The 23,525-nt window shown below is 60.0% G+C and carries 19 protein-coding genes; 11 read left to right on the top strand and 8 right to left on the bottom strand.

What is annotated here, in order from left to right:
* Positions 1 to 60: 60 nt before the first annotated feature.
* Entirely contained in the window at positions 61 to 453 is a 393-nt protein-coding gene (locus EI290_RS05080; protein ID WP_125427391.1) for a hypothetical protein, read from the bottom strand.
* Positions 454 to 594: 141 nt separating this feature from the next.
* Here EI290_RS05080 and EI290_RS05075 point away from each other — a divergent pair, with 141 nt between their 5' ends.
* Together EI290_RS05075 and EI290_RS05070 are read left to right on the top strand one after the other, a co-directional pair.
* Positions 595 to 1,152 (top strand): hypothetical protein, encoded by a 558-nt coding sequence (locus EI290_RS05075; protein ID WP_125427389.1) that lies wholly within the window; start codon positions 595 to 597, stop codon positions 1,150 to 1,152.
* A 42-nt stretch (positions 1,153 to 1,194) separates the two neighbouring features.
* On the top strand, positions 1,195 to 1,962 hold the full coding sequence (locus tag EI290_RS05070) for a hypothetical protein (RefSeq protein ID WP_148103618.1): 768 nt from the start codon (positions 1,195 to 1,197) through the stop codon (positions 1,960 to 1,962).
* 59 nt (positions 1,963 to 2,021) lie between these two features.
* On the opposite strand, the gene EI290_RS05065 is transcribed toward EI290_RS05070, so the two are convergent.
* Together EI290_RS05065 and EI290_RS05060 are read right to left on the bottom strand one after the other, a co-directional pair.
* Positions 2,022 to 2,660, bottom strand: a complete 639-nt coding sequence (locus EI290_RS05065; RefSeq protein WP_125427386.1) for a YceI family protein — start codon at positions 2,658 to 2,660, stop codon at positions 2,022 to 2,024.
* Positions 2,661 to 2,714: 54 nt separating this feature from the next.
* Positions 2,715 to 3,164: a MarR family winged helix-turn-helix transcriptional regulator gene (locus EI290_RS05060; protein WP_125427384.1), complete on the bottom strand. Its 450-nt coding sequence runs from the start codon at positions 3,162 to 3,164 to the stop codon at positions 2,715 to 2,717.
* A gap of 202 nt (positions 3,165 to 3,366) precedes the next feature.
* Between EI290_RS05060 and EI290_RS05055 the strand changes: the two genes are divergently transcribed.
* A complete protein-coding gene (locus EI290_RS05055; protein WP_125427382.1) occupies positions 3,367 to 3,948 on the top strand; it encodes a DUF6799 domain-containing protein in 582 nt (193 codons plus the stop codon).
* Positions 3,949 to 4,048: 100 nt separating this feature from the next.
* Here the strand turns inward: EI290_RS05055 and EI290_RS05050 are convergent, their stop codons facing one another.
* Positions 4,049 to 5,050, bottom strand: coding sequence for a dipeptide epimerase (locus EI290_RS05050; protein ID WP_125427380.1), 1,002 nt, complete (start codon positions 5,048 to 5,050; stop codon positions 4,049 to 4,051).
* 178 nt (positions 5,051 to 5,228) lie between these two features.
* On the opposite strand from EI290_RS05050, the gene EI290_RS05045 reads away from it, so the two are divergent.
* The 5 genes from EI290_RS05045 (at position 5,229) to EI290_RS05025 (ending at position 12,733) form a co-directional block, all read left to right on the top strand.
* On the top strand, positions 5,229 to 6,650 hold the full coding sequence (locus EI290_RS05045) for a dicarboxylate/amino acid:cation symporter (RefSeq protein WP_125427378.1): 1,422 nt from the start codon (positions 5,229 to 5,231) through the stop codon (positions 6,648 to 6,650).
* Between the two features lie 217 nt (positions 6,651 to 6,867).
* On the top strand, positions 6,868 to 7,524 hold the full coding sequence (locus EI290_RS05040; protein ID WP_125427376.1) for a hypothetical protein: 657 nt from the start codon (positions 6,868 to 6,870) through the stop codon (positions 7,522 to 7,524).
* A 144-nt stretch (positions 7,525 to 7,668) separates the two neighbouring features.
* Complete coding sequence (locus EI290_RS05035; RefSeq protein ID WP_125427374.1) at positions 7,669 to 9,312, top strand: CTP synthase; 1,644 nt, start codon at positions 7,669 to 7,671, stop codon at positions 9,310 to 9,312.
* Between the two features lie 250 nt (positions 9,313 to 9,562).
* The gene (yidC, locus tag EI290_RS05030) at positions 9,563 to 11,449 is read left to right on the top strand and encodes a membrane protein insertase YidC (RefSeq protein ID WP_125427372.1); all 1,887 of its coding nucleotides are present in this window, start codon (positions 9,563 to 9,565) and stop codon (positions 11,447 to 11,449) included.
* A gap of 135 nt (positions 11,450 to 11,584) precedes the next feature.
* Positions 11,585 to 12,733, top strand: a complete 1,149-nt coding sequence (locus EI290_RS05025) for a DUF6438 domain-containing protein (protein ID WP_125427370.1) — start codon at positions 11,585 to 11,587, stop codon at positions 12,731 to 12,733.
* Between the two features lie 163 nt (positions 12,734 to 12,896).
* On the opposite strand, the gene EI290_RS05020 is transcribed toward EI290_RS05025, so the two are convergent.
* Positions 12,897 to 13,646 carry a superoxide dismutase gene (locus tag EI290_RS05020; protein ID WP_125427368.1) on the bottom strand — a complete coding sequence of 250 codons (750 nt, stop codon included), beginning with the start codon at positions 13,644 to 13,646 and terminating at the stop codon, positions 12,897 to 12,899.
* Positions 13,647 to 13,855: 209 nt separating this feature from the next.
* Between EI290_RS05020 and EI290_RS05015 the strand changes: the two genes are divergently transcribed.
* Positions 13,856 to 15,145: a carboxypeptidase-like regulatory domain-containing protein gene (locus tag EI290_RS05015; protein WP_125427366.1), complete on the top strand. Its 1,290-nt coding sequence runs from the start codon at positions 13,856 to 13,858 to the stop codon at positions 15,143 to 15,145.
* A 169-nt stretch (positions 15,146 to 15,314) separates the two neighbouring features.
* Here EI290_RS05015 and EI290_RS22370 read toward each other — a convergent pair whose 3' ends face one another.
* Positions 15,315 to 15,455, bottom strand: a complete 141-nt coding sequence (locus tag EI290_RS22370) for a hypothetical protein (RefSeq protein WP_185816852.1) — start codon at positions 15,453 to 15,455, stop codon at positions 15,315 to 15,317.
* A 96-nt stretch (positions 15,456 to 15,551) separates the two neighbouring features.
* Here EI290_RS22370 and EI290_RS05010 point away from each other — a divergent pair, with 96 nt between their 5' ends.
* On the top strand, positions 15,552 to 16,583 hold the full coding sequence (locus EI290_RS05010; RefSeq protein ID WP_125427364.1) for an alkaline phosphatase D family protein: 1,032 nt from the start codon (positions 15,552 to 15,554) through the stop codon (positions 16,581 to 16,583).
* Between the two features lie 102 nt (positions 16,584 to 16,685).
* Here the strand turns inward: EI290_RS05010 and EI290_RS05005 are convergent, their stop codons facing one another.
* Entirely contained in the window at positions 16,686 to 18,392 is a 1,707-nt protein-coding gene (locus EI290_RS05005) for a cellulase family glycosylhydrolase (protein ID WP_125427362.1), read from the bottom strand.
* Between the two features lie 99 nt (positions 18,393 to 18,491).
* The gene (locus EI290_RS05000; protein WP_125427360.1) at positions 18,492 to 19,601 is read right to left on the bottom strand and encodes a pectate lyase family protein; all 1,110 of its coding nucleotides are present in this window, start codon (positions 19,599 to 19,601) and stop codon (positions 18,492 to 18,494) included.
* A 645-nt stretch (positions 19,602 to 20,246) separates the two neighbouring features.
* Between EI290_RS05000 and EI290_RS04995 the strand changes: the two genes are divergently transcribed.
* Positions 20,247 to 23,498, top strand: coding sequence for a glycoside hydrolase family 3 N-terminal domain-containing protein (locus EI290_RS04995; protein WP_246008855.1), 3,252 nt, complete (start codon positions 20,247 to 20,249; stop codon positions 23,496 to 23,498).
* Positions 23,499 to 23,525 lie beyond the last annotated feature (27 nt).

The following is a 23,525-nucleotide window of genomic DNA, read 5'->3' as shown; positions in this document are numbered from 1 at the left end:
CAGCGGGTTTGGGACGTACCAGATAAGCGAAGGCATCGGATAAGGCACTGAGCAGGCTCATCATCCTCCAACAAGCGGGGTAAGCTTGATAAAACTGGCCGTGGCGCCGGCTCCTATCCACACCTCCTCTTCCAGGCTTTCCACCTGCCGGTTGTTTACCAGCACGAAGTAGCTGTTCTGCTGAAAGCCTTCCAAAGCCTTATACAACTGCTCCTCGGCGTCAATGGGCGTGGGCTGGCGGAGACGGAAGCCGTTGAGTGCCCGTTCAGAGGCCGTGGGCTGCACCAGCCCATTGAATATGCCTGCTTGCCGGTGGTTGTAGGCGGCAACTTCCTGGTGCACGCGCCGGGCAATCAGGTCACGTACGGTAAGCATTTCCTGGGCTATTTCCAGCTCCAGCTGATGGAGGATGCTGCCGGCAGCAGTTTCATCCTGGATGGTAAGTAAGGCCATATACGCGGGGTTTTGCTAACGAAGTTCAATATACTAATTTTTTTAGCAAAACGTTCTGCATCGGGCCTGAAAAGTACCCATTCTTGCGTCCCCACGTTTGTAGCGTACTTTTAGCCTGCATCTGCTTTCCGCCTGCCATCCATGCCCGTTCCATCTGCCGAGTTTAAGCGTGCCCTCAAGCGCCTCACTGATAAAGAGAAGGAAGCCCTGCTGCTGCGCGCCGCGCGCCGCGACGCGGAACTCTACGACACGCTGTGCTTCGAACTGCTCCCCGACGTCACCACGGAAACCGTGTTCGAGCAGGCCTCTGACCAGATTCATGAGCTGTTTGCCGTGGGAGCTACCGGCCGCCTGCTCAACCGCAGCCTGACCAAAGCCCTGGGCAAGGCCACCAAGGAGGTAGCCCGGGCCCGCCGCATCACCAAGGATAAGCGCCTGGAGGTAGATTTGAACCTGTACACGCTGCGCCACATTTTTGAAAATTACACCGGCCAGTTCGAAAGCGTGTACGCCGGCTTCTACACGAGCACCGCCCGCCTGGCGGCCCGCACGGCCCAGCTTGTACTCAGCAACCTGCACGAAGACCTCTGGCTGGAATACAAACCCGAGCTGGACGACTTTCTGCAGCAGCTACACGCGCGCACCAAGAGCCGCAGCCTCAAATTTGTGCTTCCACGGGAGCTGGAGTTACCAGTATAACGTCCGTACGTTATTTCGTTCATAAGTATTTCGTTTATAAGTATGCAATACCTACGGGTTCTGGGGGCTCTATCAATGCTGAGCGGCTTGTGGGCCTGCTCCGAAAGCCCCAACCGCGGTGTGCCCGCCACATCTGGCCAGGCTGCCGCTGATACCGCCGCTGTCCGGCAGGCCGCCCTGACATATCGGATACATTATAACACACCGGTCAACCTCGATAGCACGGCTTTTTACTACCAGCCCGTATCGGTAGTGCCGCTGGAGCAGGCTACGCGCAGCCGCATCTTATCCAGTAGCTCCTATGAGAGCGACTACGAGCGAGGTAACGGCATAGAGGGTACCTGTTTTAACCTGCTGTTTTTTCAAAAATCAACCTTGCAGGAATACGCTCTCCTGCCGCATAGCCGCTTTGTCATTTCCGAAATTGACACCGACCTCAAGCCGGATACTCGGTGGCCATTCCTGTTCTATACCATCATCAAAGCAGATTTCAACGCCGACGGCGACCAGGACGAAAATGATGCCAGCGCTTTATTTGCCTCGGACCGTAGCGGCCGGCAGCTCCGGCAGCTCACTCCTGATAATACACAGCTAAAAAACCGGCTGATCCTGCCCAACTCCAGCCTGCTACTTGTTGAAGTGCGCCCCGATCTTAACAAGGACAGGAAATTCACCGCCGCCGATGGCAGCTACTGGCTCCGCTTCAATCTGCAAAACCTTGCGGCTGCTCCCGTGCGGCAGCCGGCTGCCGCACGGGCCGCTACCCTGCAGCAGCAGATGCTACAGCGCCAAAGCAGCATAACTCATTAACAAAAAAGCCCCGCTGGTTACGACCAGCGGGGCTTTTGCAGGGGGCAAGCAGGCCGAAATTACTTCTTGGCAATTACGTTGAAGCTCATGGTGAACTCATCCATGATGGCTTTGTCGCCGATGCTCTCGAAGAAAGACTTGGAGCCGTACTTGATGTCGAACTTAGTCCGGTCGATGGTAGCCGTGCCGCTGGCCGAGGCCACACCGCCCTTCACGCCTACTTTGGCAGGGAAGGAAATCTTCTGGGTGATGCCTTTAATGGTCAGGTCGCCGGTTACGGTGGCGTTGTTGCCGTTGGCATCCCCTTTCAGTGGGGTAATGCTGGTGATTTTGAACGTGGAGGTCGGGTTTTTGTCGATGCTGAAGAAATCCTCAGAACGCAGGTGCCCCACCAGCTTGGCATTGTACTCCTGCTCCTTAATATCCTCTACTTTCAGCGAGTTCATATCCACCACAAACGTACCGCCCACAATCTGACTGCCGCGTACCAGCACCGTGCCTTCCTTGAACTGCACATTTCCATTGTGCTGGCCGGTTACTTTCTTACCAACCCAGCCCAGGGTGCTCAGCTGCGGCTGCAGCGCGTATGACTGCGAAGCGGCCTTTTCGGAGCCGGGGGTAACTTTTTTCTGCGCCGAGGCGGGTGAAACAGCAAACAGGGCAGCCACCAGCAGAGCCGGCATAAACAGTTTTTTCATGACGAAAAACAGAAAAAGGGAGTGAAAATGAGCGTAGTTGAATAACTGAAACCGTCAGTCACGGATTTTATCCAGAAGGTTGCTGAGCTGGGCAGCTTCCTCATCGGTCAGGGTTTGCAGGCCGTTGCGGCGGGTTTCGAGCTCGGCATCCAGCCGCTGCAGCAATTCCAGCCCGGCTTCGGTAATGCGGATGTCCACGGCCCGGCGGTTGCTGGGACATACCGTGCGCGTAACCAGCTGCTTGGCTTCCAGCTTGTCCACAATACGGGAGGCGTTGCTGGTTTTGTCCAGCATCCGGTCTATCAGCAGGTTGACCGTAGCGGGCTTGGGGTGCTGCCCCCGCAGAATGCGCAGAATATTGAACTGCGGCAGCGTAAGGCCATACCCCTTGAATAAGGCGCTCTGCTGCTGCTGCACCCAGCCCGTGGTAAACACCAGATTGATGAGGGCTTTCTGGTGGTTGTCTTTGAAAGCTGGCTGCTTGATTTCGTCCTCGATTTTCATGTACTGCTGGAAAGTAACAGAACGCGCTGCAAATATATGTACATACATTTAATGTGCAAACATAGTTCTGAGTATTTTTGCAAAACTAGAAGAACCTGCCAGAATGTTGCTGAAAGGTCTGGCAATTATGGTGCCTGATGGAAACGCCGGGCGCTGCGGTGCGTAAGCAGCACTGCACTAGCTACCATACTACCTCCACCCCATGAAAAAAACTCTGCTGCCCTCCGTTGTTGCGGGCCTGCTGTTGCTGGCAACGGCCCAGGGCTTTGCGCAAACCACCAACGCCCCCGTAGCCGGCCCCGTTGAAACTACCGCCACCGACCGTTTTATGATGCAGAATGGCGAAGTAGTGCAGGTGCGCGGACGCCGCCCCATGCCGCTTACGCACAATGTGCTGCTGGCCAATGGCACCAAAATCAACTATAAAAGCGGCATTGTAGAGTTTCCGGGCGGCAAAATTACCACGCTGAGGGAAGGGGATTACGTGCGGCCCAGCGGCGACGTCGTGTTTGCCACGCCAGGCAGCGCGGCCCAGTCGCGCGGCGACAAGACAGTGCCCACCGATGCCAAGTTTGAAACCTACGTCGACCCTCGTCCGGCCCCGGCCACCCCGGCCGCCATGGAAACCCGCCTGACGGAGATGAACACCAAAATCGGGCTCATGGCCGAGAAGATCCAGCTGCTCAACCAGAAGATAAGCCTGCTCAGCTCGAACGCCCAACGCCCCACCGATACCGCCGCCCTGGACCAGAAAATTCAGGCCATTGACGCGAAGCTGAAATGAGGTAGTGGGATGAGGGATGAAGAGGTAGTGGGATGAGGGATGAAGGTAGTAGGATAAAGGACTTTTGTTCAACGGTATCCTTCATCCTACTACCTACTACCTATATCCTCAACCTTCCCTCCTGTTCCCACACCAGCCCAAAGGGCTCGTGTTGCAGAATGACGAAGCCGTCCAGGTCGTGCACGTCAGCCAGGGCGCTTACCTGCAGCGCCGACCAAATTCCCAGGGAAGTTTCTACCATGCAGCCGAGCATGGTTTGCAAGCCGTGGGTACGGGTTTCACGCAGAATTCGCAAGCCGTTGAGGTAGCCGCCGGCTTTCATCAGCTTCATATTCACCCCATCGAACTGCCGGGCTATGTCGGCAAAATCGGCCGCATCAGTTACCGACTCATCGGCGAAAACCGGGCAGTGCAGCTGGCCTTTCAGCGCCCGATAATCATCGGTACAGGCAGCAGGCAGGGGCTGTTCCAGCAGGCGCACGTGCAGGCCGGGCAAGGCCCGTATCTGCTCCCAGCTTCGGCGCAGACTGTCGGCATCGGTCCAGGCCTCGTTGCCATCCACAATCAGCGGATGCCCCGGCAGCAGGCGCGTTACCTCTCCCAGCAGGTCGGTGGCTCCTTCCCGGTTTACCTTCACTTTCAGCACCGGGAACCGGCCCAGCCCCTGCGCCTGCACAAAGCCCGCCACCTCGCCCGGCTCCATGATGGGCAGGGTAACGGCCGTGCCCACGTCTGCTGCCGGCGCTGGCACTCCCAGCCACTGCGGCACCGTTTGGCCTGTACGGGCGGCCTCCCGATGCACAAAGGCTGCCTCCAGCGCGAAGCGCAGGGCATGTGCCGGTTGCTGCTGGCTCAGGAAGATGGTCAGTTCCTCCAGGGTTTCACACTCGCCCAGGCCGGCTGCCTGCAACTGGGCAAACTCCTGCTGCAGGCCCTCCGGCGACTCATTGTACCGCACGTTGGGAGCAGCTTCGCCCTGCCCGCTCCATGCACCGCCTGTTACCTGCACTAGCAGGTTGGTTTTGGAGGTGGAGGCATTGCGGGAGATTTTCCAGGTGTAGCGCAGCGGCAGCACCAGGGGAGTAATGGACCAAGTAAGCATGGTGGAAGGCAGAGCGGAGGGGCAGAAGTGACGTGAGAAAAAGAAAGGCGTAATAATCCGGCAGAGACGCAAAATCGGGAAGCCCGGGCCAAGCTACTTCTTCGGGCACATTTCTCAGCTATAGGAACCCTATCTTTGCCTGATTCCCACTGTTTCCTTTCCCCCTGAATTGCCGCGCATGAAGTTTTCGCGACTCTCGCTTCTCGTTCTTATTCTGTTCCTGGTAGCGGCTGTACTCACGGTGCTGACCGCCCAAACGCCTCCCGCCCTCGACCCCACAATAGCGTTGATTGTGCGCTGGCTAGCCCTGGCCGGAGTAGGTGCGCTGGCCATCCAGCGCCGCTCCATTACGTTCTGGATTGTGGTAAGCATGTTGGTAGGGGCCGAAATCGGCCACGATTTCCCGAAGCAGGCCGTGGAGCTGAAAGTACTCAGCGACGTATTTCTGCGGCTGGTGAAGACTATTATTGCCCCGCTGGTATTTGCCACACTGGTAGTGGGCATTGCCGGCCACGCCGACCTTAAGCAAGTGGGCAAGATGGGACTCAAGGCGCTGGTGTACTTTGAGGTAGTTACCACCTTCGCCCTGTTTATCGGGCTGGCGGCCATCAACCTCACCCGGGCCGGGGAGGGCGTGGACCGCAGCGGCCTTGCGGCTGACACCGAGCAGCTGGCCACCGTGAAGCAAACTACCGCCGACATTATTCTGCACATCTTCCCCGAAAACATTGCCAAATCGGTTGCTGAGGGGCAGGTGCTACAGGTAGTGGTGTTTGCCATCATTTTTGCCATTGGCCTGGCGATGGTACACCAGAAACACCGGCAGCCCATGCTGCAGTGGACGGAAAGCCTCTCGGAGGTGATGTTCAAATTCACCAATGTAGTAATGTTTTTTGCTCCCCTGGGCGTGGGCGGAGCCCTGGCTTATACGGTAGGTAAAATGGGGTTTGCCCCTTTGCTCAACGCATTTAAGCTGCTACTTACGCTGTACGGAGCCCTGTTTGCCTTCGTGCTGCTTATTCTGGTGCCTATTGCCCTGCTGGCCCGTATTCCGCTCAAGCGGTTTGTACAGGCCATTGCCGAGCCGGTGAGTATCGCCTTTGCCACAACCTCCTCGGAGGCCGCTCTGCCCCGGGCCATGGAAGCCATGGAAAGCATTGGGGTGCCGCGCCGCATTGTGGCCTTCGTGATGCCCACGGGCTACTCCTTCAACCTCGACGGCACCACGCTCTACCTCTCTCTGGCCGCCATCTTTGTAGCCCAGGCTGCCGGCGTCGACCTCACGTTTGGCCAGCAGCTGGTGATGGTGTTTACGCTGATGCTGACCTCGAAAGGCGTAGCCGGGGTACCACGCGCCTCGCTGGTGATTCTGCTGGCTACGGTAGCCTCCTTTAACCTGCCGTCCTGGCCGGTGTTCATCATCCTGGGTATTGATGCGCTGATGGACATGGCCCGTACCGCCGTGAACGTAATGGGCAACTGCCTGGCCACGGCTGTGGTAGCCCGCTGGGAGGGTGAGTTTATCGACAACTACGTGGCCCCGGAACCCTTGCAGGACCTGGCCGAGGCCGACAGCTCCCTGGCCCGGCACGCGCACTAGGCGGCGGTGCCCGTTCGGATTATGCCAACATTTCCCTGCCGGTTGCCCCGGCAGGGAAATGTTTTTTCGGCCAGATGTAGTACTCGGTAATCGACTGATTCTCGGCTGTTCATCGAGTTTCTACGTACTTTCTATCTACGCGAGTACCATAAGGGGCACTTACCAGTTATTTTTGGACTTCTTCCTGAATAGCCGCCTTCTGCTTATCCTCTTTCGAATGATGCACCGCTACACTTTTCTCCTTTGTTTAGGGGGGTTTCTGGCCCTTGCCGGCTGTAAATCAACGGAAAAGGCCGTTTACCGGACCATTCGCTCCAACAACTCGGTAGCACTGGGCCGATTGCCCAAACTGGAAGCCGTGGTGGAACCCGGCCCGCTGAATTCGGCGGAAGGTGAAGGCGCCCACCCCGATGATGCCAGTAAGGTGTTCCGGCAGGAGCTGGCCTACCACCTGGCCGAGCCCCAGGATGACACCGTCCGCTACGGCTACGCTAAATTTATGGTAACCAAGGTGGAGCAGCAGCGCACCGGGCACCTGCTGCAGGCTGTGCAGATGCTTACCCTAATGACCCCCAGCCTGTTGGGCGTACCGCTGGAGTGGTACCGCACCAACGTAACGGCCGAAATTCAAATTATCAACGCCCGGGGCGAGGTGATTGGTACTTACGCCGGTTCTGGCCGCAGCAAGGTGCGCGTGGCCATGTACCACGGCTACAGCCAGTCGAAAGCCGCCCGCCTCTCCGACGTGCAGGCCCTGCGCCTGGCCCTCGACCAGATCCGCCCCCAGCTGGATGCCGACGCCGATACGCTGCGCTTGCAGCTGGCTACCTCCGGCCCGCTGGAGGAGGTAATTGGCTCAGCGGAGTTGAAGTAGAGTGAACCTGGGTGAACTTCCTTCCTCGGCTTCGCTCGGAAGGAAGTTCTATGTTTGTTAGACAAAAACCCTGTCTTCTTACCCCAAAAAAAACAACCTGCAAGCCCGGCCGGCCGGAGATAAAGCCTACCTTTGTTTCCCGTTATGCCAGACCGAAATTCCACTTCCGCGGCTGCCACTACGGCCAAATTCATTTTTGTAACGGGCGGCGTTACTTCCTCGCTGGGCAAAGGCATCATTTCGGCCTCCCTGGCCAAGCTGCTGCAAGCCCGCGGCTTCCGGGTGACCATCCAGAAGTTCGACCCGTACATCAACATCGACCCCGGCACGCTCAATCCCTATGAGCACGGCGAATGTTACGTAACCGACGACGGCGCTGAAACGGACCTGGACCTGGGCCACTACGAGCGGTTCCTGAACGTGCCCACCTCCCAGGCCAACAACGTAACCACCGGCCGCATTTACGACCACGTGATTACCAAGGAGCGGGAAGGCGCGTACCTGGGCAAAACCGTGCAGGTGGTGCCCCACATTACCGACGAGATTAAGCGCCGTATGCTGCTGCTGGGCCAGACCGGGCAGTTTGACGTGGTGATTACCGAAATCGGGGGGTCCATTGGCGACATTGAAAGCCTGCCCTTCGTGGAATCGGTGCGGCAGCTGCGCTGGGAGCTGCCCGAGAACAGCTCCCTCGTGATTCACCTTACGCTGCTCCCCTACCTGAAGGCGGCCGGCGAGCTGAAAACCAAGCCCACTCAGCACTCAGTGCGTGATTTGCGCAGTGCCGGCCTGCAGCCCGATATTCTGGTGTGCCGCTCCGAGTACCCAATTCCGGCCGAGATGCGCCGCAAAATTGCCCTGTTCTGCAACGTCAACATCAACTCCGTTATCGAGAGTCTGGATGCTGACAGCATTTACTCGGTACCCCTGCTCATGCTGAAAGAGCATCTGGATGAGCGGGTTATCAAAAAGCTGAAGCTTCAGGGCGGAGCTCACCCCGACCTGGAGGCCTGGAAGGATTTTCTGGGCCGGTTGAAAAACCCTACCGAGGAAGTTACCATTGCCTTGGTGGGCAAATACGTGGAGCTGCCCGACGCCTACAAATCCATTAACGAGGCCTTCGTGCACGCCGGGGCCCAGAACGAGTGTAAGGTGACGGTGCGCAGCATCCAATCAGACCACCTCAACGCCGACAATGTGGCCCAGCTGCTGCACGGCGTGGATGGGGTGCTGGTGGCACCGGGATTTGGGGAACGGGGCTTCGAGGGGAAAATTCAGGCCGTGAAATACGTGCGGGAAAATGACATTCCTTTCTTTGGCATTTGCCTGGGTATGCAGGTGGCCGTGGTGGAGTTTGCCCGCAACGTGCTGGGCCTGCCGGAAGCGTCGTCGACGGAGATGAATGCCCAGACGCCCGACCCGGTTATTGCCATGATGGAGGAGCAGAAGAGCATCACCCAAAAGGGCGGCACCATGCGCCTGGGAGCTTACGACTGTGAGCTGCGCAAAGGCTCGAAAGCGGCCAAAGCCTACGGCCGCAACCACATCAGCGAGCGGCACCGCCACCGCTACGAATTCAACAACGAGTACCTGCAACGCTACGAAGAGGCCGGGATGCTGGCTTCGGGCCGCAACCCTGAAACCGGCCTGGTAGAAGTGGTAGAGCTGCCCAACCACCCCTGGTTTGTGGCCGGGCAGTTTCACCCCGAGCTGAAAAGCACCGTGCAAAACCCCCACCCGCTGTTCGTGCGCTTCGTGCGGGCGGCCATTCAGTTCCGGAAAGGGTAGGTGAGCTAGTGAACTGGTGAAATGGTGAGTTTCCTGTTTGAGAAGGCTCAGAGGTCCGGTGCTGCGCAAGCCGCGCCGTAAGCGGCAGCCGAATATAAAACTCACCATTTCACCACCTCACCATTTCATCTTTCCTGACAAAAAAGCCGCCGCGAAAAATATTCGCCTGACAACACCGACCTTTGTAGCAGGGTTGCCGGATTTTTGCTGGTGGCCCTGCTTCTTATTTGTTTGCTTCACCAGTACCTGAATGGACAGAAATTCAGCAATTGGCGTCTTCCTGATGGCCGCCTTGCTTCTGATTTACCTCCAGTTTGCGCCTAAGCCGCAGCCGGAGAAGGCCGCCCCCGCCAAAACCACGGCTGCCGCTGCTCCCAGCGCGCCCGGTGCCACTCCCGCGGCTCCCGATTCGGTGGCGCTGGCCCGGCAGCTGGGCTCGTTTGCCGCCGCTGCCCAAGGCACGGCCCAAACCCTGGAGCTGAAGAATGACCGGCTTACGGTAACGTTTTCCTCGAAAGGCGGCCGGGTGCAGGCTGCGCGCCTGAACAAATACAAAACGTTCTTTGGGCAGCCGCTGGATATTTTTGACGCCAAAAGTGCCCAGCTCGATACCCGCTTCCGCACCACCGATGGCCGCCAGGTGAAGCTCTCGGACCTGTATTTCCGGGCCGAGCCCCAGGGCAGCAACGCTCTGCGCTTCGTGGCCGACGTGGCCGGAGGGCAGATTGAGCAGTTGTACACGTTGCCGGCTACTAGCTACGAGCTGAGCTATAACCTGCGCTTCAATGGCCTGACGGCTTCCATGGCCCAGGAGCCGCTTACGTTTACGTTCGTGGACAACGTGCGCCAGACCGAGCAGGACCGTAAGCAGAACCGCAACCACACCACCATCAACCGGTACCTGAGCTCCGGCGACCATACAGCCCTAGCCGAAGCCTCGGAAAACCCCGAGGAAATTAAGGTAACTGAGCCCATGAAATGGGTGGCCCACAAGCACGACTTCTTCGTGGCGGGTATTGTAGCCGACCGGGAGTTCTCCTCGGGGCAGTTGAACGCTACCGTTGACCTCAACGACTCTACTTACATTAAGACCCTGACCTCGACCCTGGCAATTCCGGTGGCCGATGTGCAGCAGGGCAAGGCGAATTTCCGCTTTTACTTCGGTCCGAACTCCTTCAATATTCTGAAGGAAGTGGCGCCTGATTTTGACCGGAACGTGTACCTGGGCTGGGGCTTATTCCGGTGGGTAAACCGCTTCGTGGTACTGCCGGTGTTTCACTTCCTGGAGCAGTTCATCAGCTCCTACGGCATTATCATTGTGCTGCTGGTAGTGTTGATTAAGCTGGTAACCTGGCCGCTCACGTACAAAACCTACGAGAGCCAGGCCAAAATGAAGGTGTTGAAGCCGGAGCTGGACGCCATCAAGGCCAAGTACCCCGACGACCAGGTGAAGCAGCAGCAGGAAACCATGAAGCTGCACCAGAGCATGGGCGTAAACCCGCTCAGTGGCTGCGTGCCCACCCTGCTCACCATCCCGATTCTGTTTGCCATGTTCCAGTTCTTCCCGAACGCCATTGAACTGCGCCAACAGCCCTTCCTCTGGGCCCATGACCTGAGTACCTACGACGACCTGATTAAGCTGCCGTTTACGGTGCCGTTCCTGGGCAACCATATTAGCCTATTTACGGTGCTCATGACCATTTCTACGCTGGCCATGACCTACCAGAGCAACCAGAGCAACCCGGCCGCCATGCAGGGTCCGATGAAGTTCTACAGCTACCTGATGCCGTTGATTTTCTTCTTCGTGCTCAACAGCTTTGCCGCCGGCCTGACTTGGTACTACCTGGTATCCAACCTGGTAACAATGGCCCAGCAGGCCATTACCCGCCGCTTCGTGGATGATACCAAGGTGCGGGCCAAGCTGGAAGCCAACAAAGAGAAGAATAAGGACAAGAAGCCCAGCGGCTTTGCGGCCCGCCTGCAGGATGCCATGAAGGCTGCTCAGGAAAAGGAAGCCCAGTCGAGGCAGACCAGCCGTACCGCAGCTACTGCTCCCGACGAAGATACCGACGCAGAGTCCGGCACGGGCGCGGCGGACATCTCGCCCAAAAAACCCCGCAAAACGCGCCGTTCCTAATCGGCCGCCTGCTACGGACCCCGCAAAACGCCCCGTTACCCGCTGTGGTAGCGGGGCGTTTTTCAGATCTGGCATCAAGTTTGGCTATAGGGTTTCAGCTATATTGCTGTTCGCACCTCTCTCCCGTTTCCCGCCATGCGCTCTTCTCTACTCGTTCCGATTATTACCCTGCTGGGACTGGCAGCCTTGCCGGCCTGCACGGTAAACTACTACGTGCCGGCTGCTACTGATGGGCCTACGGTAAGCAACGGCCCCCGGCGGCAGCCCCCGCGCGGCCGGTGGGAGCCGGCTCCGGGTCCCCGTACCGCGTACCCGACGGTAGCCACGGCCCCGCCGCCGTCGTATCCGGGTCCCGTCCGGCATACGCCGGCACCGGCACCGGCCCCACCTCATCATGGCCCCGTAACGCCGGCTCCGGGCACCGGCCCTACCCGCCAGAACCCGGTGCCCACCCCGGCCCCACCCCAGACGTATCCGTACCCAACGGGTGGGGTGAAGCCCCCGAAACCAGTGACGCCTACGCCGGCCCCTACGCCTACACCGGCCCCCACGCCAAGCCCGGCTCCCACGTATCCGTACCCCACTGGCGGTATCAAGCCCAGTAAGGATATAGCCGTGCCCACGCCTACCCCCGCGCCCGGTGGCCTGGAGCAAACGTATCCGTACCCGACCGGGGGCATTAAGCCCAGCAAAGAAAGCCTGACCGAAACGGTACCCGCTCCTGGCCCAACGCCAGTTGTGGTAGCGGTGCCGGCTCCGAGCCCGGCTTCTGCTGCTGAAACCATAGCCGAAACCGGGGGCATCAAACCCAGCAAAGAAAGTGGCCCCCTGGTAGATGTAGTGCCGGTTATCCAGGCAGAAAATGGCGGGGTGCGGCCTACCAAGGAGCAGCAAGCCGCCGCTCAGGACCCCGTACTGGTGTTCAGCCGGACGCCTTGTCTGGGCACCTGCCCCCACTTCACGGCCCGTTTATTCGCCGACGGCCGCGTGCAGTACGAAGGCTTCCGGTATGCGCCGGTGGAGGGCCAACGTGACACGAAGCTGGACCCAGCCATTATCAGCGGCCTGCTGCGGGAATCGGAGCTGATTGGGTTTCAGAAGCTGGAAAGCAGCTACCTCAGCGGCGCCACCGACCTGCCCGCTACCATTCTGACCATTACCTACCCTGATGGCTCCAGCAAAACGGTGCGGGCCGAGGATAACGCCCCCGTGGAGCTGCGCAACCTGTTTGCTACCATCAACGCCCACCTCAACAAAGCCCTGGGCGTTACGGCCGACCAGTAGGGCATACAATGCGGGTAAGCCGGAGCCCGGCGCTGGCTGTAAGAACGTGTACCCCGAAGCAGTGCTTCGGCTCGCGTGAGAAGGTAATTCCCGGGTTGGGTTGATTACTTTCTGACGTAAGCCGAAGCACCGCTTCGGGGTACACGTTTTAGTAGGCTGAAACTTAGCCTTTGCGGGCTTCGTCGTAGCGGCTGCTGACCTCGCCCCAGTTCACCACGTTCCAGAACGTTTTGATGTAGTCGGGGCGCTTGTTCTGGTGCTTGAGGTAGTAGGCGTGCTCCCACACATCCAGGCCCAGGATGGGCGTGCCGCGCTGAATACCGGCAATATCCATCAGGGGGTTGTCCTGGTTGGCGGTGGAGGTAACCATCAGCTTGCCGGCTTTTTTATCATACAGCAGCCAGGCCCAGCCGGAACCGAAGCGGCCGGTAGCCGCCTTGGTAAATTCCTCCGTGAATTTGTCGTAGCTGCCAAAATCCTTGTTGATGGCTGCCGCCAGGCCGGCGGTGGGCTGGCCGCCGCCTTTGGGCGAGAGAATCTGCCAGAAGAAAGAGTGGTTCCAGTGGCCGCCCGCATTGTTGCGGATGGCGTCGGGCTGCTTGCTGGCTGAGGCCAGCAACTGGGCCAGGCTCATTTTTTCTTCGGGCTTGCCCACCACGGCTTCATTCAGCTTGGATACGTACGTTTTGTGGTGCGCATCGTGGTGAATTTCCATGGTTTTGGCGTCGATGTGCGGCTCCAGGGCGTTGAAGGCGTAAGGCAGCGGCGGCAGCGTGAAGGGGCCGTCGGCCAGGGGCGTGGCCCGGGCTTCGCGCAGCAGGTTTTCTTCGTGGGCAGCGGCCAGCACGGCGGGACTGACCATAGCGCCCACGGCCGTGAGCAGGGCATTTTTCAGGAAATCTCGCTTCAGCATGGGAAATGGAAGAGAAGATAGAATGGAAGGACACAGTAGCAGCTACAGGCCGGCGGTGGCCGGAGCACCGCGCCCAAGGTAGAACTACTTACCCGGATTGAGTGCTTCCTGTTGCGTTTGGCGGCTACTTTTGTGCAAGCGGGCACGGTTTTGGGTCGGGTCTGCGTTCCACTGTCAGCCTTTGCGCTGTTTCATCTGTCTGTTTTCGTATGCTGTCTACCCAACTTCGCTCCTTCGTGCTGTCCACAGTAATTTTTCGGCGCATTTTGCCGCTTCTGTTTCTGCTGCTCGGCCTTACTTTCCGGGGGCAGGCCCAGGTGCAGCTGCGCGGCGTGGTGCGCGACAAGGACACCAAGGAAGCCCTGCCCTTTGCCAGCGTGGCCGTGCCCGGCACCACCAACGGTACCACTACCAACCTGGAAGGCGAGTTTACGCTGGTGGTAAAGCAGCTGCCCGTGACGCTGCTGTTCTCGGAGTTGAACCACGTGAAGGACACGCTACGCATCACCTCGGCCGCGGAGACACTGAATATTTCCCTGGCTGAGGCCACGGTGGTGCTGCCCGAGGTGAAGGTGGCCAGCTTCCCGTTTCAGTTGGTGGATAGAGCCTTCCGCAACCTCCAGCGCAACTACCGCCGCAGCTACTACGGCAAGGCCTTCTACCGGCAGATAACCCGCATCGATAAGCAGCCCACGGAACTGCAGGAAGTGGTCTGGAACGTGAAGTCGAACCCGGCGCGCATTGTGGGCACCACGCTGGCCCAGGGCCGCTACGCTGCCGTGCAGGCCCCCATCAACCTGAGCAACTTCTCGGTGTACCCCCGCAAGTTCGGCCTCTTCGACCCCGGCCAGGACAGCACCACCTCCCTAGCTTTGCTGAGCCCCAACGTGGAGAAAAACTACCTGCTGGAGCTGAAAGGCATCGTGGGCGAGGACTCGACGGGCGGGGTGGCGGAAATTACTTTTGAGACCCGCCCGGAGGTGAAGTACCGCGCCCAGGGTACCATCTGGATTGATATTGAAACCGACCAGGTGGTGCGCTACCGCATGGTGCAGCCCAGCTTTACGGGCAGCACCAATAACCCCCGTCAGCAGTTCACCAATGCCAAGCTCAGCATTGAAATGACCTTCCACCAGGGCGGAAAAGCCGCTGTGGCCCCACTGGAGCTGATAAAAATGGACCTGACCACCGACCTGACCGAGCCCGGCAAGCAGCCGCTGGCCATCAGCGTGTCGTCGTTTACCTATTTCTTCGACCAGAGCACTAAGGCCCAGAGCCTGCCCTACGCCCGCGCCAACCTCACCGACCGGGACCTGGACGCCATCCGGGCCAAGCCTTACGACCCCGAATTCTGGGCCAACAACCCGGTAGTAAAGCGCACCCCCGCCGAAGACGAAGTAGTGAGTGCCTTCGAGAAGAAGGGTGCGTTTGGCTCCATGGTGAAGAAAGCCACCCCAAAGTCCGACGTTATTATCCGCAACGGCCAGATCCAGAAGTAAGAGCCAGTTTGGGGCGTTACGAACACATTGTATCCTTCTTCCTGCGGAGCGCAACGGAGTTGAAGCAGAAAGTCCTATTGCAGATGCCTACATCAATGGGTATACCCAGTCGGCTCCATTACCGCGTGGCAGCCGAAGACACGCGAACAATGCTATAGTTCCCGCTAACTCACCCCAGAAACGCCACCAGCAGCATCAGCAGCAAGCCCACCAGAAAAGAGCAGCCGATACCGATGCCAATGGCTTTGAGCAGGCGGGCGTCGTCGGAGGTGAAGTGGTTGGGTCGGTCGTCGGGGCGGCGTACAGGCATACCAGGGTAACCGCTGAAACCCGAAAAAGTGCGGCGGGCAGCATGATTCTTACGGGCCTCAACGCAGCGTTGAGCTCCCAGCTGCATCTTTAGCCCATGAAAACAACCTTGCTCTGCCTGCTGACGGCGGCTCTGCTTCTGGAGAAGCGGCCGACGGCACAGGCCCAATCTGTAGTCCGCGCTTCCCCTGAATTCCGCGTGGCGTTCGGCTCCTGCAACCGCCACGATTTACCCCAGCCCCTCTGGGATGATATTGCCCGGGATACGCCCAACGTGTGGATCTGGCTGGGCGACAATATCTACGGCGACTCCGATGACCCCGCCGTGCTCCGCGCCAAGTATCAGGCCCAGCTCAACCAGCCCGGCTACCGCCACCTGCGCGAGCAGGGCACCCAGGTAATCGGGACCTGGGATGACCACGACTACGGCCGCAACGACGGCGACAGGAACTACCCCTTCAAGGCTCAGAATCAGCAGCTGGCTCTTGATTTTCTGCAGGAACCCGCCGCCAGCCCCCGCCGTCGGCAGGAGGGTATTTATGTCGCGTACACGTATGCGGTGGGCAAGCAAACAATACGGGTGATTCTGCTGGACGACCGGTACTTTCAGGACCCGCTGCTGCGCGACTCAGCTTTGGTGTACCACCCCAACCCCACCGGCGACATATTGGGCGAGGCGCAGTGGCAGTGGCTGCGGCAGCAGCTCCAAACCTCCGACGCCGACGCCCATATCATTGCCTCGGGCATTCAGTTTCTGCCCCAGGAGCACCGCTTCGAGAAGTGGGCCAACTTCCCGGCGGCCCGCCAGCGGCTGCTCGCACTACTGGCCGAAACCAAGCCCAAAGGCCTGCTGCTCATCAGCGGCGACCGGCATATTGGCGAAATATCCCGGGTACCAGTGCCGGGCCTGAAACGGCCAGTGTATGAAATAACTTCCAGTGGCCTCACCCACCCCGCCACCCACAATACCAATGAGCCCAACCGATACCGCGTGGGGCCATTAGTCAACCAGAAACACTACGCGCTGTTTCAGTTCCGGCCCCACGGCCGCCGCCTGAGCGTGACTGCTTCTCTGCGGGGTGATGAGGGGCTTGTGATTTACACCGAGAAAATTCGGCTGAATCGTTAGCCCGCCCCCTGCCAAAGGCTTCTATCCACCCCTGCTCTCCTACACAACCGGCCCGCCCAGATACCTGAGCGGGCCGGTTGTGTAGGAGGCAACAGAAAGCGGCTAGCGCTTTACAAAGCGGTGCGTGGTTGTGGCGCCATTCTGCGTCACCTGCACGGAGTAGATACCGGCTTCCAGCTCTGCTACGGCCAGCTGTATGGGTTTGCCGCCGGCAGCAACCGTGCGCGCGAGTACCTGCCGGCCCCGGGAGTTGAAGACAGCGACCTGCACACTTTCTTGGCCCGGAGCCACCTGTATATTCAGCTGACTTTCGGCGGGGTTGGGATACAGGGCCCCGGCAACGGCCGATGGTACCTCCAGAGCTGCACGGCTGCCGGTTGCGACCTTGCTGAAACTCCACCAGTTGATGTTATAACCGCCGGCCGGCACCCCAATGGCAATATCCTGGCGGCCCGCCGGCAGCGTTACGGTATGCGACACGGTGGTCCAGTTTTGCCAGCCGCCGGTGGCAGGCACGCTCACGGTGCCCCGCTGAATGGTACCGGCATTTTGCTCCAGGCTGATGCGCCCGCCCCCGCCGGGGCTGGCCACCCGGTACTGAATCAGGTAGCTGCCGGCCGTCGGCACGTCCACGGTGTAGGCCATCCAGTCGCCGGCGTCGAGCCAGCCCACGTTCTGGCCGCCGCCCGCATCGGTGGTGGTTTCCGTCTGCACCCCGCTCATGGTATGGTAGCTTTCCGCCTGCACCGTGGTGGCCCCGCCGGTGCCAGGGGGCGGTGGGGGCGGCGTGGTGGTCGTACCATTCCAGTTCTGAATGTAGCCTTTCACCAGGGAGCCGGAGGTGGTCAGGTAGTTATCCGACCAGGCGGCCGTGGGGCTGGTACCGGGCTTGAGGGCCGAAGCCGCTTCGCCTTTGTCATTGAAGGCCCAGTTGGCATGGCTAATGCCTTTCTGCCGAAGAAAATTCATCCACTCCTGGGTTGAGGCGGCATCGATGTAGCCATTGCCCGAGGCTTCGGTGGTGCCGTACTCCGTCACGAACAACGCCACGTTCCGGTTGAGGGCCGTCTGGGCTTTGTCGCGCAGGCTTTGTTTGTGGGTGGCGGCGTAGAAGTGCAGGGTGTAGGCAATGTTGGGGTAGCGCGTAATGGGGTCGGCGGCGGCCACATCCACATCCTGCGACCAGGTGGGCGTGCCCACAATGATGAGGTTATCGGGGTCGATGGCCCGGATGGCTCCGGCCACGGCCTCGGCGTAGGGCTTGATGGTACCGCTCCATGACACCTGCAAGGGCTCGTTGTACACCTCATAGATGACGTTGGGCGAGGCGCCGTAGCTGCGGGCCATGTCCTGAAAAAAGCTGATAGCCTGCTGCTGGTAGCTCTCGGCGTGGTGGGAGTGCCAGTCGATGATGACATACAGGCCCTGTGCCAGGGCGGCATCTACCATGGTTTTCACCTTCTGGCGGTTGCCGGTGGGGTTGCTGATGTAGCCGCCGCTGTCTTCCACGCCCATGGCTACGCGCACGACTTTGCTGTTCCAGCTGTTGCGCAGCCAGCTTACGGTGTTGGCCGTGTAGTATTTCTCGCCGCCCCAGCCGTCGTTGCTCCAGAACAGGCTGTTGCCGGCCAGACTCACGGGCTGGTTGTTTTTATCCACGATTTTGTTGCCGGCCACTTTCAGCAGGCCGTATTGCTGCACGGGCGTCTGGGCCAGCACGGAGCCGCTCAGCAGGCCGCCAAGCGCCAGCAGGGTGCCCCCGAGGCCGGCACGCCAGGCCGGAGTCTGGGAAGAAGTTGTTTGTTTCATAGGGTTGTGGTAGATGGGAAACAGAAAGAGAAGGTACGCACTGGAAAGCATTCCACCGCCTACCTTCTCTTACTCAATTACATAACCTGACTTAAGGCATCAGATTCCGCTGTTGGTGCACACGTTGCCGCCCACGGTAGCACCCGCGCCATTAGAGGCTGTTACGGCCGACTTCACGCTCGAAGCCGCCAGCACCGACACCGTGTAGGGCGGGGTGAAGGCCGTTTTGCCGTTGCCCACCTTCGCCCCGCTCACGCTGGTAAACAGGTTACTGATTTCCTGCACCGCCGTCGACTTCTGGTCCATCAGATCAATCGGGTTGGTTACACTCTCGAACACGTTGGCCTGAATGCGGATATCGGCCTCGAATCCGGCCTGCACGCCCGATTTGCTGGCCGGGCTGTTGAACAGGCTGTTTACTACATGCACCTTACCAAACCGTACCCGTGGCATACGGGCCACGCAGCCCGGGGCCCACCAGCAGCGGGCAAATGTGATGCGCAGCTTGCCCCGGTCGCCGGTTGCGCCGTCGGAGGAGCCAATGAGATTGGAGAAGCGGTGGTCGTCGGAGCCGCCGGAGCCGCCCGCGCGGGGTGCTTTCAGGTAGGCGAACTTGGTCCAGGAAACGGTGATGTAGTCGGAGGCATTCTTGATGTCGAAGTTACCATCCACCCCGTCCCGGAACTCGCAGTGGTCCACCCACACGTTGGTGGAGGCATCAAGAGTGCAGTTGTCCCAACCGTCGGTATCATAGGCGCCGGGGCCCTCGAATACCAGGTTGCGCAACAGGATGTTCCTGCAGCGCTTCACGTACAGGATACCCGAGTTATTCTGGCTTTGGTCGGCGGAAACCAGCCGGGCCCCGGCCGAGCCAAAAAGAGTTTTGCCGGTCTGATCCTGCAGGGAAATTCGCCCGCCTGAGGGAATGGTAATAGTGCCATTTACCTGTACCACCTTCACGCTGCTGTTCTCAAGAGCAGCTTTCAGCTGTGCGTAGGTAGCTACTACCGTGGGCGTGGCAGTGCCCCCGCCGGTAGTACCGCCGTTCTGGGAGGCCCAGCCTTGGGCTCCGCAGGTAGCGGTAGTGGCATCGGCCAGTTGGGCGGTGGTGGTAGCGGCGGGCATCGGGCCGCTGGCTTCGCAGGCCGCGAGCAGGCCGGCCAGGCCCAGCACCGACATGAGGTGGAAGGAGAATGTGGGAGTTTTCATGGGGTAGAAATGGTTGTGTGGGTAAGTGGCAGGAAGAACGAGCCCGCTGCCAATGCGCGGGCAGAGCGGGTAAAAACGGATACACTCCGGCCCAGCCCGACCGGTCCGGATAAGGCATACCAGTCCTGTTGGCCAGGGGGCCGCGAAATAGTTTGGGGCAATACAAACGAGCAACCAGGTGAGGGCCTAAGACACCGTTTGCATCACGCAAAACGGTCGGCATCGGAGCAAGAGCGGGCACTGGTAAGCCACTTCCTCAGGCAGCCGGACTCTGGGGCAGAGGCGACATACCCGGGCCACTGATGAGCAGTGGAAAGAGCACAGAAACCGGCGGCTTTCTGTACGGCGGTAAATGTTGGGGTTAATCCTCCGTACTCAAAGCATTCTGGCACATTTATCTATGCAAACGATGCCGACAACGTTACCAACTGACAATCAACGTAATTACCCCCTTGCAAACAGCTGACTGATCTGCCAGCAGCCCTGTCGTGCTTGGTGCCAGGTGTGAGCCGGGCTTACCCCGGCCGGGCCAGCCGCCGGGGTGGCAAAACGGCTGGCCCGGCCGGGATGCTCATTGGCGGCGGGCCACTCGGTTACTGCCCGACTTCGCCTAACTTCGCAACCTCACCTCATTGCTCCGCCGTTTTGTCCTTCTTCCGCTTTCTTTCCTTCCTGCTGCTGGCCCTGGTGCTGCTCAGCCCCGATACTGGTTCAGCTCAGCGCCGTCGCAAAAAATCTGCAGCCCGCAACACCACCCGTACGGTAGCTCGCCGGGCACCCGTCAGGAAAGTACGTACCGTAGGGCCGGCTCGTCGGGCAACGTCGGCCCCAGTACAGGCCCCAGTTCGGTTTGGTCCTTCCAAGCCTGTCCTGCACGAAGAAATCATGCGCAAGCCGGCCCCCACCAAGAGCCGCAACCAGCCGGTTCCGTTTGCGGGCCATCTCAGCCAGTCGCGCTGGGTTGACTCGGTGATGCAGACACTTACCCCCGACCAGCGGGTGGCGCAGCTGTTTATGGTGGCTGCTTACTCCAACCGCACCCGCGTGGATGAGGATTCAATTTCGACCCTGATTCAGCAGTACGGCATTGGGGGCCTGATTTTCTTTCAGGGCGGGCCCGTGCGCCAGAGCCGCCTGCTGAACCGCTACCAGAGCCAGAGCCGGGTGCCCCTGCTGGTAGCCATGGATGCCGAATGGGGCGTGGGTATGCGCCTGGACAGCGTGGTGCGCTTCCCCTACCAGATGAGCATGGGCGGCCTGCGCGACAACCAGCTCCTGTATGACATGGGCACCGAGGTAGCGGCCCAGTTCAAGCGGCTGGGTATGCACGTCAACTTTGCCCCGGTGGTGGATGTGAACAACAACGCTCAAAACCCCGTCATCGGCTTCCGGAGCTGGGGCGAAAACCGGGAAGAAGTAACGGAGAAAAGCTACCTCTACATGAAGGGTATGCAGGACGCGGGCGTGCTGGCCGTAGCCAAGCACTTCCCCGGCCACGGCGACACCGACACGGACTCTCACCTGGCCCTGCCCCTGCTGCGCATTGACCGCAAGCGGATTGACACCCTGGAGCTGTTTCCGTTCAAAAGCCTGATGAAGCGCGGGCTGGGCGGGATGATGGTGGCCCACCTCAATATTCCGGCCCTCGATACCACCGGCCTGCCTTCCACCCTCTCGAAGCCCATTATTCAGGGGCTGCTGCAGCAGAAGCTGGGGTTTGAGGGCCTCATCTTCACCGACGCCATGAACATGAAGGGTGTCATCAGCAAGTATCCGCCCGGCGAGGCCGACGTGCGGGCCCTGGTGGCCGGCAACGATATTCTGGAGTTCAGCAAGAACATTCCGCTGGCCCTGCGTATGGTGCGCGAGGCTATCAACCGGGGCGAGCTGACCCAGGCCGACATTGACCGGCGCTGCCGCAAGGTGCTGGCCCTGAAACAGTGGGCCGGCCTCGATAAGTACCGCCCTATTAGCCTGCCTGGCCTCACCCAGGACCTGAACACGCCCCATGCCCAGTACCTGAGCCGCCAGCTCACGGAGCTGAGCGTAACGGTGCTACGCAACCAGCGCACATTGCTGCCTCTGCAGCGCCTGGATACGCTGCGTCTGGCCACGCTCACCATCGGCACCCGGGACACTACCGATTTCCAGCGCATGGTGGCCGACTATGCGCCGGTACGCCATTTCTGGCTGCCGGCCGCGCCCAGCCTGGATGAGCTGGCCCGTATGCGCGAAACGCTGAAAGCCTACAACACCGTGCTGATTGGCCTGAATAACCTGGGCCGCCTGCCGGCTACCAACTTCGGTGTAACGCCCGAAACCAATGTGCTGCTGCGCGAGTTGGGTGGACCAGGCCAGCGGCTGGTTGTGTCGGTATTTGGCTCGGCGTATGCCGTGGCGAAAGTCCGGGACCTGGACCGCGCCGATGCGGTGGTGCTGGCTTATCAGGAAAGCAAAAACGCCCAGGAAGTAGCAGCCGAGGTTATTTTCGGGGGTATTTCGGCCAGCGGCCACTTGCCCGTTACCGTATCGGACCGCTACGCTTACGGCAAGGGCCTGGCTACTCAGGGCGGTATCCGGCTGCGTTACAGCCAGCCGGAGGCCGTGGGCATGAACAACAACCTGGAAAGCCGCGTGGACTCGCTGATAAACCTGGCCATTGCGGCCCGGGCCTTCCCCGGGGCGCAGGTGGTTATTGCCCGCCGCGGCACGGTAGTACTGCAGAAAAGCTACGGCACCCACTCCTACCCCACCGCCGGCCAAGCTGCCCGCCCCGTCCGCAGCACCGATTTGTATGATCTGGCTTCTCTGACCAAAGTATCGGCCGCGCTGCCCTCGTTGATGAAGCTCCAGGACCAGGGCAAGTTCAACCCCGACATGACCATGGGCCAGCTGTTTCCCGAGCTGATGGGCACCAACAAGCAGGACCTCAAGCTGCGCGACGTGCTTACGCACCAGGCCCGCCTGAAAGCCTGGATTCCGTTCTGGAAGGACTACACCAAGCCCCGGGGCTTCTTCAACGGCCTGCTCGGCAAAAGCCCCGAGGCCAAAGACGTATCCACTACCCAGCCTTCGGAGCTGAACCGCCGCTACTTCCGCCCCGATTCGTCGGCGCGGTTTCCGCTGCCGGCCGGCCCCCGCCTCTGGGCTCGTAAAGACTTCCCGGCGCGGATTCTGAAGGCCATTGCCGAGTCGCCGCTGAACGAGAAGCCGGGCTACGTGTACTCCGATCTGTCGTTTATCCTGTACCCGCGCTTTGTGCAGCGCGTGTCGGGCAAGCCGCTGGGCCAGTTTGTGACGGATGAGGTGTACCGGCCGCTGGGGGCTCCTACCCTGGGCTACAACCCTACCCGCCGCTTCCCGCTCAGTCGCATTGCCCCCACCGAATACGACTCCCTGTTCCGCCACGGCCAGCTGCACGGCACCGTGCATGATGAGGGCGCAGCTCTGCTGGGCGGCCTCTCCGGCCACGCCGGCCTGTTCGGCTCGGCCACCGATTTGGCTAAGCTGGTGCAGATGTATGCCTGGAACGGCCGCTACGGCGGGCAACAACTCCTGAAAGCGGAAACCGTGCAGGAGTACATCCGCTGCCAGTTCTGCCCCGATAACCGCCGCGCCCTGGGCTTCGATAGGCCCGCCGCTAACCCGGCCGTGAATTCGGCTCCGCTGGCCTCGCCCCAGAGCTACGGCCACACCGGCTTCACGGGCACCTATTTCTGGGTCGACCCCAAGGAGGAAATTACCTGCGTGGTACTCACCAACCGCGTAAACCCCACCCGCCGGAATAATAAAATCACGGAGTTGAGCGTGCGCAGCGGCGTTCTGCAAATTGCTTTGCAAAGCGTGCGGCAGGCGCAGAAGCAGGAAGTGGAAAGTACGGTGCCGAAAGAGGAGTAATAAGGGGTTTTCTCGCAGAGGTCCGCA

Source organism: Hymenobacter metallilatus, assembly GCF_003944705.1.
Lineage (GTDB): Bacteria > Bacteroidota > Bacteroidia > Cytophagales > Hymenobacteraceae > Hymenobacter > Hymenobacter metallilatus.
This window is presented reverse-complemented; position numbering and strand designations above follow the sequence as displayed.